The 10,437-nt window shown below is 53.4% G+C and carries 8 protein-coding genes; all 8 read right to left on the bottom strand.

Annotated features, from left to right (window positions below; all coding sequences use genetic code 11):
* Window positions 1-295 precede the first annotated feature (295 nt).
* Entirely contained in the window at window positions 296-769 is a 474-nt protein-coding gene (locus EOA86_RS08525; RefSeq protein WP_128341230.1) for a hypothetical protein, read from the bottom strand.
* 187 nt (window positions 770-956) lie between these two features.
* Complete coding sequence (locus EOA86_RS08520) at window positions 957-3,197, bottom strand: AGE family epimerase/isomerase (protein ID WP_128341229.1); 2,241 nt, start codon at window positions 3,195-3,197, stop codon at window positions 957-959.
* A 183-nt stretch (window positions 3,198-3,380) separates the two neighbouring features.
* Complete coding sequence (locus EOA86_RS08515) at window positions 3,381-3,596, bottom strand: hypothetical protein (protein WP_128341228.1); 216 nt, start codon at window positions 3,594-3,596, stop codon at window positions 3,381-3,383.
* Between the two features lie 92 nt (window positions 3,597-3,688).
* The gene (locus EOA86_RS08510; protein WP_206629977.1) at window positions 3,689-5,578 is read right to left on the bottom strand and encodes a hypothetical protein; all 1,890 of its coding nucleotides are present in this window, start codon (window positions 5,576-5,578) and stop codon (window positions 3,689-3,691) included.
* Window positions 5,579-5,957: 379 nt separating this feature from the next.
* Window positions 5,958-6,683: an FkbM family methyltransferase gene (locus EOA86_RS08505; RefSeq protein WP_065006269.1), complete on the bottom strand. Its 726-nt coding sequence runs from the start codon at window positions 6,681-6,683 to the stop codon at window positions 5,958-5,960.
* Between the two features lie 69 nt (window positions 6,684-6,752).
* Window positions 6,753-7,703 carry a UDP-glucuronic acid decarboxylase family protein gene (locus EOA86_RS08500; protein WP_128341226.1) on the bottom strand — a complete coding sequence of 317 codons (951 nt, stop codon included), beginning with the start codon at window positions 7,701-7,703 and terminating at the stop codon, window positions 6,753-6,755.
* A 14-nt stretch (window positions 7,704-7,717) separates the two neighbouring features.
* Window positions 7,718-8,602 carry a glycosyltransferase family 2 protein gene (locus tag EOA86_RS08495; RefSeq protein WP_163603070.1) on the bottom strand — a complete coding sequence of 295 codons (885 nt, stop codon included), beginning with the start codon at window positions 8,600-8,602 and terminating at the stop codon, window positions 7,718-7,720.
* A gap of 692 nt (window positions 8,603-9,294) precedes the next feature.
* Window positions 9,295-10,437: nucleotide sugar dehydrogenase (locus EOA86_RS08485; RefSeq protein WP_128341224.1), on the bottom strand; the 1,143-nt coding region annotated here is incomplete at its 5' end.

Here is a 10,437-nt window from a genome sequence, read left to right as displayed (position 1 = left end):
AAGGTATTGAGTAAGCGCGTAACAGCTTTCTGCTTTGATTCCAACCTGTTTCGCATTTGCGAAATGACTTTTTGGTTTCCGCTGTGTTTCATTGGACACACTCACCTGGCAGATTTGAATCTTCCATTTTTGCGCCGCCCCCGCTGGAAATTGTAGGAAAGACAAGTTTAGCGGCATTTGATGGCCGCCATCGCGCCGATGCTTGGTACAGGGATTGTGGCCAACTCTGTTTAACGTGGGGCGTTATCGCACATTCTGTCTTTCGTTTTATGACAGGCAGTTGGCGAGCCGTGAGCTACGAACCTGATAGGCAAGATTTGTAGGTCGAACCGGCCTGCGCGGGCTGTCCGCACAAAATGCCATTCTCGGCAAGTTTCGCCGCTAAATCCATGCCATCGGACGTGAGGCACTGCACAACGATGGCATCACCAAACTTTGAGGCGACATTGCCGTCGCAAGGTGTTCCCGTGCCTACCGGCTTGCAGGTCAGAGCGAGCCCTTGGTAATCCCGGCGCGCTGCCTCCGTTACCATGGCACGCATGGATCCTGGCTTGGTAAACGCCACGCCGCACAACACAATCTTGCGGCCGGCGACGCGAAGATCATCGACTGCCTGGACGGAAAGCTTGCCCTCAAACGGCTCAAGTGCCGCTTGTAGCTTTGGGGGTTGCGGACGAACAGGCGTCCCTTTTTCCACGATAATGACAAAGAAGCCAACCGCAAACGCCAAGGCAACAAATGCAAGCAAGCCTATTTTCTCGAGCGACAATATCCTACTCCGCGATGGCCAAGTACGCATCTCTATCGCCAACGGAAACGCCCGCGCAACCACACCGTTTGTTTGGTCGCATCGATAGCGGCTGATGGGCCCGACATCTGGTCAAAAAACCGATGTTTGGCTCGAAAGACAACAGACCGGTTTCAATCGTAAAGACTTTTTATTACAGCCAACCGCTCTATCGAGATTTGCCGATGGTGCCGTCGAGATACTGGGTCAGCGCACAGACCAGATGGTAAAAGATACTTGCCGGCACATCGGTCGCCAGCGAGCGGCCACGTTCGTCGATCCGGTCTATCCACAGGCCAAGCGGTGCCGGGTCGATGTGCCAACGGAACAGGCGACCGACACGCGCTTCGATCTCGGGCTTGAGGTCAGGTCCGCCTGAACCGTCCAGCGCAATCGCCGCCTTGATCGCCTCCGCCTGTGGCCAACTGCGTGAGACACGGTCGAGCGGCAGACCTTGCCGCGAGACGGCACCATAGGCAAGGCCAGTGGCGCGATTGAGGCCGTTGGCGATGGCTGAGGCATAGAGCTTTCTGGCAAAGCCGGTCAGTTCACTCTGGCCGCTGCGCCCGGCAAAGTCGACCAGCAGCGAGGCCCATTCGAAATGGTGGCCGGGTTCCGTCCATGTACCCTTCTCGCCCTCCGCCGGTCTCCACTCGGCGTCGAAATATTCGCCCAGCGTCCAGCTTTCCGGATCGAAGAAATGGCTGCGAAACAGATCGACGATGCGTGCGGCGCGGCGAAGATAGGCGAGCTCGCCGGTCGCTTGATGCCAGGCCAGAAAAGCCTCGAGCAGATGCATATGCGGGTTGGAACGCCGGTCGCCCGCGCCGCTCGACGTTTCGAGAAAGCCGGTCATGCGGTGATCCTCGAGATGCGCGTCGAGAAACGAGAAGGTTTCTTCGGCAAGCCGTAACGCATCAGGATTGCCGACCATATGAGCATGCGCCAGCGCCAGGAGCACGCAGGAATGATCATAGGCATCCTCGACGGCGTCGGCGACCGTGCCGTTGACATTGAGCGTGCGCACCCAGCCGCCATTGTCGGTGCGGCCGTTTCTGGCCATGAATTCGAGGCCGTGGCTGATCAACCGGTCGGCAGGCCCGTCCCAGCCGCGGGCCTTGGCGACAGCGAAGGCGTAGACTTGCCTGGCCATGGTGCGCATGCGCTTGGGCTTCATCAGCGGTGTGGCGTCAAAGCCGAGCGCCTCGTGGAAACCGCCATGGCGCTCATCGACCCCGACCGTGGACCACAGCGGCACCGTCTCTTCAAACAGCCAGTGCTGCACACGGCGCCGCCAAGCGCCGCTTTCGATCACGCGGTCGGCGGCGGGCGTGAACCTGGTTTCCAGCCGACCGCTCTTTTCGAGCTGCTCGACGATCTTCTTGACGTTCTGGCTGCGGCTGACCGGGGCGACGAAGGTGGCATCGGCGGTCGAGACGACGGCAACGTCCTTCAAGCCGATGGCCGAGAGCAGGCGACTGTCGCTGCGGATGTAGGAGTTCTCGCAGTCGATGGCGACGACATCGCCGACGATGACATTGCCGTCATTGTCGGACGGGCCGACATCGAGCAACGACTGCCAGGAACCGAGATCGTTCCAGCGGAAGCCGGCCGGCACCATGGCGATGTGGCTGGCGCGCTCCATGATCGCATAGTCGATCGACGTCGAGGGAATGGCGGCGTAGAGCTCCAGAGGCATATACAGACCGGAAAGATCTGATGTCGCGGCCTGGTAGGCAATCTCGGTGGCCTGCCATATCTCCGGCTCGAAAGCCGCGAAGGCGTCGCGCATGGCGCTGGCGCGAAACAGGAAGATGCCGGTGTTCCAGTAGAAATTACCTGCAGCCAGGTAATTCTGCGCGGTCGCGAGGTCCGGTTTCTCAACAAAACGCGAGACATCGCAGATGCCATCCCTCTCGCCGGCGATCTCGATATAGCCGTAACCGGTCTCGGGGTGGCCAGGCTTGATGCCGAATACCACCAGCCGGCCCGCACGCGCCGCGCCGGTGCCGTTTTCCACGCTCTGCCAGAATTGCCGTGCAGTCGAGATCTCATGATCGGACGGCACCACCAGCACCAGGCTGTCGCCATATTCGGACAAGGTGCGCAGGGTCGCCAAGGCAACGGCGGCGGCAGTGTTGCGGCCGGTCGGCTCGAACAAGGGGCCACCACCGGAAAGGTCGAGGCCAGCGAGGTCGGCGTGGACGCGGTCGGCGTGCCGCTCCGAGGCAATCAGGAAGACCGGCGTTTCGCCCTTCGGCCGCGCCGTTAGCCGGCGCAACGTCTTGGCCAGCATCGAGCCATCGCCCGAAAAATCGTGGAACTGCTTGGGATTGTCCTCGCGCGATAGCGGCCACAGTCGTGAGCCGATGCCACCACTCATGACAAAACTGACGATCCGTTCGGTCATTTGGGTGACACCTTTAACTTTTTGACATTTTCATAACTACGCAAGGAGTGCCGCCACATATCGGCGATGCATCTGTTGCCGCCCCTGCGGCGGGACTGTCCAGATGCTTGGGAAAGCTATACTCGGACCAATGTCAAGGAGTTACTCCACGGATTGAGGAGTTCTTTGGCTACCGCGCCAGAGCTATCGGGGTTTCTGTTTGGGAAAGTTCGAATAGGGATTCAGGATGGTCACCGGTTTGAAGCCCCGAGCATAGGCGTTCTCCGCCGTTTCGCCGTTCGAGCCGTCGATCACGTTCCAGTACGCCTTGAGATCACCCGCCATCAAGAATGAAGGAATGTTACCCCAGCCAAAATCCTGCGGCGCACACGAGCCTATCGCGACCGAGCGCTGAAGCACTAGTCACGGAACCGGAGCGGGTAGCACGCTGGAGCTTTCTGGGACTTTGAGGCGTGGCCATGGGATTCGTAAGGTCAGGCTTCGAGGTTGTTTTAAAACTCACTCCACTCGCCCTCAAGCGTCATCCACCCGTCTCCAGTGCCCCCGGTCCGTGCGGCCATTAGCTGGCTGCCTACAACGCTAAAACTTACAAAGTCCTCGAAGCCGGATGAAGGGAGGACCGGTCCAACCCATCCCCAGTGAATATTATCACCGGCACGATCCAGCGCTACTATGTACATTCCCACAGTGACTGTGTCGGCCGAGCGCTTTGTTGCAGTGACTCTGACCCACCCATTGCTGTTCGCAGAAATGCCCGTAGCAGTCATTGTAGTTCCGAGCGCAAGCCGCCCCGTCTTCTTAATGCCTGGCTCGTCGCGGCGCACCGCCATTGCCGCGGTGTTAATTGTTCCGGCAAAGCAATTCAGCAGCGCAATGGAGCAGCCGTTTGATTGGCCGTTCCCATCGATCGAGTTGCTCCGCGATGGATTTCCACCGCGAATAATAATATTGCAGTTTGGCGCCATCAATCGCGCAAAAACACCATCTACCTGCCCCAAGCCATCGGTCGATTTACTAATCTTGTCGATATCGAGCTCAGTAAATATACCGCTAGAACTGTCAACAAGGATATCTATTGGCAACCCGTACTCAGCGACGACCGCCGAGCCGCCGCCTTGTGTGCTTGATTCTGCAAGCTGCGTACCGCGGGCGATGGAATAGGAGTTAGCGTTGATCCTCCTGATAGTAGACTTGCCATTCGCCGCTATATCGCCAACGAGGGCAGCTCCTTTTATATTAATCTCGTCACCGGTTGAGAGACCGTGACCTTTATGCACCACGATGATGGTCGCCGATCCTTTGAGAGTAGTGAAGGGATCGATTCCAAGCGAAACAGGAGCCACTGCTGGTTTGATGCGCCCGTTTCTTTCGAAATGATTCGCCCCTAACATCTTAACTCGCATCTTGTTAACATACAGACCGGCCCCATCATTTCCTTCAATCGTTGCGGATTCTATGGTTAGCTCGGACAGACTAGTTCCAATATTCTCAAGATGGATGGCTGTAATCGCAGTTCCTGAGACACGGATGTTGCTGATTGTAGAGCCATTCATTCCGGCGTTTGCGCGCCAATAAATTCCGCGCCTTCCTCCCTGCAGAATCACGGATTGCAACACGCCAGCATACATAGGCATCGTCGAGTTGATGCTTGCTATTACCGGATTAAGACCTCGGATGTTCCGGAAATAGCTGCCTTGCGTAATGACCGCCGATCCGCCACCGGCATCAAATAACACTCCGTTATCGGCAGTGCCACTACCGTCAATTTGAAAATCTTCCCACTGAACTACTATATTTGTCGACGTGCTGGCGTGAAAAACTGCGTCAATCTTTCCAATGGCCTTAAACGTCGAAGCATACATGCCGGCCCCGCGGATAAACGTATCTCCGACGATAAACGCCTTAACTGATGTCTTGTAAGTTCCCTTCCTTGCGATGAGACGAAACCCATTCGATTGACAGTAAGCGTTGGCGTCCGGCCAACGAGATCCATTGTCGGTCGAATTATCTCCCACCAAACCTAGCGCTTCGCAAGTAATCTCACCGCGCGGCACTATGAGTTCGCCCCATCTTCCCGCACCAAGGGCAATCTTTCCGAAGTGTGCAGGTTCCGAACTTCTAACTGCATAAAGCCAGCCGCCACCATCATCAACAGCGTTGTAGCCCCGCGTTTCGAAAGCAGCCAGCCCAGTCGGGAGATTGATTGCAGCCATGCCAACCGCTGTATCATAGACAGGGACATTGCCCTGGCTGATGGCATCTGATGCATCCCCGGCGGCTTCATCGCGAGCCGCTACGGCTCGCTGAGCCACGCCAGAGAATACGGCCGCAGGCGGCACGGCCATTAAAAACGAACGGCGGGTGGTAGTTGGCGGTTTCACTGCTGCTTTTGTCGCTCAGGTGCTAATTGGTAGCGGATGGAAAACCCGCGTGCGAGTCAAATGCCTATGAGCCGGACCACGAACTCTCTGCCCTGAAACTAGGGCCCTATCGGACCAAGACGACCGCATTCGGTATTCCCAATACAGCACCTATCAAAGTACACGAATCGCAACCGCAATAGGATGGCAACAAAAGAGGCAGAAACCGGGGCGTGAACTTAACAGGTTTGCTTAGATTGTTTGATGTTTGTGTGCTGATGACGCGATCGGCAGGCCGTCTTGACCGACGACACATTAACTTTGGTGCTCAGCCCGCCATGAGAACGGCCGATGGCGCTTTCGGCCCCCTTTCAGCCAGTTGCACGCCACTCTCGGACATTCATTTCGGGTAGAAAAATAGATTTGCGCCATGTCCCTGCCGTGAAGGGCGCTGCACATAGTCATACTGCTCCATCAGTTCAAACGTCTTCCTCCGATCTGAGGTCACCTCACAATACAACTTAGGTCGGATCGTGGAGAGTATCTTCCTCATTCCGCTTAATACCAAGTTTTCTGCGCCTTCAACATCTATCTTCACGACCGCCGGAGGCACGCAATATTCAAGAAGATAATCCAACTCGAACGTTGGAACAAGAACAGTCGATCTGGCTCCACCGGATTGAGTACTTCCAGTCACTTCCCCGAGGTGATTTGACGCTCGGCCGCGAGCGGCGATTAAGAATTTCTGAATACTTAATCTGTTAGATGCTGCTATGGGAACCACCTCGATCCCGTATCTGCGATTCTCGTCTAATTCAAATGTCTTTCGCAACATATTTACTAACCAAAGGTCGGCTTCTACCGCCACTACCTTCCCAGTCCCAGACCGAAACGCGGAAGCCAGGCTGAACACTCCCATATTCGCTCCAATATCCCAGACAGTGTCTCCAGCCTCTACAAGTTCATCGACGGCGTGCAACAGTTGAGGGTCAAAGGCGGCACGACCCGGCTTAAGTACCTTCAATTGCGCATCAGGGCTGACATAGATGGGCAGCGAGCCATACTGCTTAGGCAGACGCCTTTTAAAGATCCGATTTCTGGTCAACAACTCAACTATATGCCGCACGGTACCTCCGCCTTATCGCCCAAAGAAACATCAACGACGGGCATCCCCCATTACGAACTCAACGGGTCTCTACAATCGCGTGAAATATTCAATGGTCTTCTTGAGACCTTCGCGCAGCTGAACACTTGGTTGCCAACCAAGCATCTCACGCGCCTTCGCCAGGTCTGGGCGTCGTTGACGTGGGTCGTCTGCCGGCAATTCTTCACTCACTATTACCGATTTCGAACCCGTCAGTTCTATAATTGCCTCGGCGATACCCCTTATCGAGATTTCGCTATCGTTACCTAGATTTAACGGCCCCGGATACTTGACATCGTCATCCATAAAATCGATGAAACCCTTGATCAAATCGTCAACATAGCAAAACGACCTAGTCTGCTCACCGTCCCCGTATATCGTGATCGGCATCTGGTTCAGCGCTTGAACTATGAAGTTCGAAATAACACGCCCGTCGGCCGGATGCATTCGCGGCCCGTATGTATTGAAAATTCGCGCCACTCTAATATCAAGTCCCACTTGTCTGTGGTAGTCAAAAAATAGAGTCTCTGCACAACGCTTGCCCTCGTCATAACAGGATCTTGGGCCTATAGGATTTACATTCCCCCAATATTCTTCCACCTGCGGATGCACAACCGGGTCGCCATAAACTTCGCTGGTGGACGCCTGAAAGATTCTGCAATTAAGCCTCTTTGCAAGTCCAAGCATATTAATCGCGCCATGGACAGATGTCTTCGTAGTTTGAACTGGGTCGTGCTGATAGTGAATAGGAGACGCCGGACAAGCAAGATTGTAAATCTCATCAACTTCAACATAAAGCGGAAACGTGATGTCATGGCGGATGAATTCAAACTTTGGATGAGACGCGAGGTGTTCGATATTTTTCTTGGCTCCCGTAAAGAGATTGTCAACGCATAAGACTTCGTTGCCCATCCCTATGAGCTTGTCGATCAGGTGAGAGCCAAGGAAACCGGCCCCCCCAGTTACAAGAACCCTCTTTGCACTTTGATAAAGTCGTGTCACTACTACTCTCCAAATTAAGACTGGGTGGACAGACGATTATTTCTAATGTCAACGTTTTCTATTTTTTCCTCGTACTCAAGGATTAGATTCCTTATAGTATGAAAATACCAAGTTTTATAAAACGCGTATGAGAAGCCTGGCCACCCGTCCAATACGCCCCCTTTTAAAACGTAGCTATAAAAAAAGTAAGCAAACGCATACCAACGAGACGATAAGTATTTGTATTTCACACTTTGTCTCTTTGTTAAAATGTTCTGCGTCACCCGTGACCGAAGTAGCATATATCGGTTCGCCTCCCACTTGGCATATGCTTGGTGACGGCCTATGAACCTGTCTATGCCCCGGAAGTCGCGGTGATCGATTAAGGTCTCAATCGATCCGACCCGGCCCGTGAGTATTGGATGCTCATGGACTTCCATGTCCAAGCTACTCCATTGATCTTCCTCAATACGCTCATACAAGCCCGCGTCCACTCGAAATAACGCCAACTTCTTTTGTGCTACACCGAATTTAAGCTCCCTCCCCATAAAGTAATTCCTGTATTTTAACCAGAAGCCGACATATTCGTCTGACGCCGTTCTAGCCTTCACCTCATCGCAGAATACATCATCAATCACCTCATCCGCATCCAGAAAAAACACCCAGGGAGTCGCGATTGCATGATTAATAAGCACCCAATTCCGTTTCTTTGGGTAAAAGCCGTCCCACCGAAAGTTAACTATCTCGGCTCCGTTCTTTTCGGCTATCGCAGCCGTATTGTCCTCGCTTCCGGAATCCACAACAATGACACGCTCAAACCTGCCAAGCCTTTCCAAACACCTTGGCAAGTTGTCTTCCTCGTTCTTCACTGGAATAATGACGGTAATGGGAATCTTCTGCACAGGATTGCCCTTAATCAACTCTTGTTTCGTGTTGTTAGGATCTTCAAAGCCAAGTCCAATTGCGTTTCTAAGAGCCGCTAGACACTTGGCCCGTTAAATTCATCTTTCGGCGTCCCACACTGCGCGCAGGGTTGCCAACTACAATGTCATACGAAGGAACACATCGCATGACCACGGCTCTCGCACCTATTATAGCCATAGATCCAATTTCCACCTTTGGGCCCACAAACGCTTCTGCGCAAATCCATACGCCGTTCGACACACGAATAGTCGCCTTGACGAGTGGCATTGACGGGTCACGATAGTCGTGAGTCCCCGCGCAAAGATGCGCTCCTTGGGAAATGGTCGCTTCTGCCCCAATGCTAATTGGCCCAAGCGCATACAATGTGACCCTGGATCCTATGGCAGCGTTATCTCCAATCGAGATATTCCATGGCATCGATATACGCACATCGGGATAAATATGCACATTCCTTCCGACCTTAGCTCCAAACGATCGCAGTAAGAGTACTCTCCATTTCCAAAGTGGTCGCGGGCTTAAGATGAATAGAGGACCCATCAAGCCCCACAGCACGCGTCCGAGTTGCTCGGCCCTGCTCCACTTCCGTGCTCTCCGGTTCTCATTTACGTCGAGCATTCCAGCCATAACTTCGATTTCAACGCAGTTTGAACCGCCGCGTTCACAAGTTTTTATTATTGTCGGCTCAATCCTAAGCCTTGACCAGATTCCTGCACACGATATTCCTACGAGCAAAACAATTCCTCGTATCCACTATCAATTTTGCGTGTTCAGCTAACAGTCTGTAGTCGATTTGGTCGTGATCTGTCGCTATAAGAACCGCGTCATAATTCGAAAGCGTATCTGTCGTTAGTTCAACGGACTTCCGCCCAGACAAATCGGGGTGCTCTCGAGTCTTTGGAATCTCCTGAACGTGAGGATCGTAGTAGTCTACAGATGCGCCTCGCTTCACCAACGCCTCAAGCATTACAAGCGTCGGACTTTCTCTAATGTCGGATACGTTTGGTTTGTAAGCCAGTCCGACAATTAAGATCGAGGCACTGCTAAGAGAAATCTTCTGCCGTGTGTCAAGAGACTGCTCCAGCCTAGCTATTACATACCGCGGCATTGCGACGTTTATTTCACCAGAAAGTTCGATGAAACGAGTTGAGAGACCGTATTCTCTCGCCTTCCACGTCAGATAGAAGGGATCAACAGGGATGCAATGCCCTCCGAGTCCAGGTCCAGGGTAGAACGGCATATACCCGAAGGGTTTTGTGGAGGCGGCGTCAATCACTTCCCAGATGTCAATTCCCATCGCATCGTAGATTACTTTTAGTTCATTTACGAGAGCTATGTTTACGGCCCTAAAGATATTTTCAGTAATTTTAACGGCTTCGGCGACTGATGGATTCGACACTACAACTACTTTTTCAACTACATTACCGTAAAAAGCCTCCATAAGCTCGGATGCCTCCCCGCCGTCGCCGCCTACTATTTTCGGGATATTGACAGTTGAATATTTCTTGCTGCCGGGGTCCTCACGCTCCGGCGAGAACCCGATCCAAAAATCTATTCCCGCCCTCAGACCGCTTCGTTCCAATATCGGCTTTACAATACCCAATGTTGTATCTGGATAAGTTGTGGATTCGAGGACAACTAACTGGCCAATATGCAAATAACGTGAAATGTTTTCAGCTGTGTCTTTGACATAGCTCAGGTCGGGCTCGCGCTGCTTCGAAAGGGGTGTAGGGACACAAATGATAACTACATCGCATTCGGCTAAGTGTATAAAATCTCCCTCAGCTCGAAATTTCTTTTCTTCCACCCTGGACTTCAGGTCGCATGGCTTAAC

The sequence above is a fragment of the Mesorhizobium sp. M5C.F.Ca.IN.020.32.2.1 genome (genome assembly GCF_004023105.1).
Classification (GTDB): Bacteria; Pseudomonadota; Alphaproteobacteria; order Rhizobiales; family Rhizobiaceae; genus Mesorhizobium; species Mesorhizobium wenxiniae.
Note: the sequence above shows the minus strand (reverse complement) of the source record. Positions and strands in the feature narration are given on the sequence as shown.

Bases quoted from the DNA above. Each gene is read 5' to 3' on its own strand.
- EOA86_RS08520 (WP_128341229.1), bottom strand. From the start codon at position 3,197: ATGACCGAACGGATCGTCAGTTTTGTCATGAGTGGTGGCATCGGCTCA.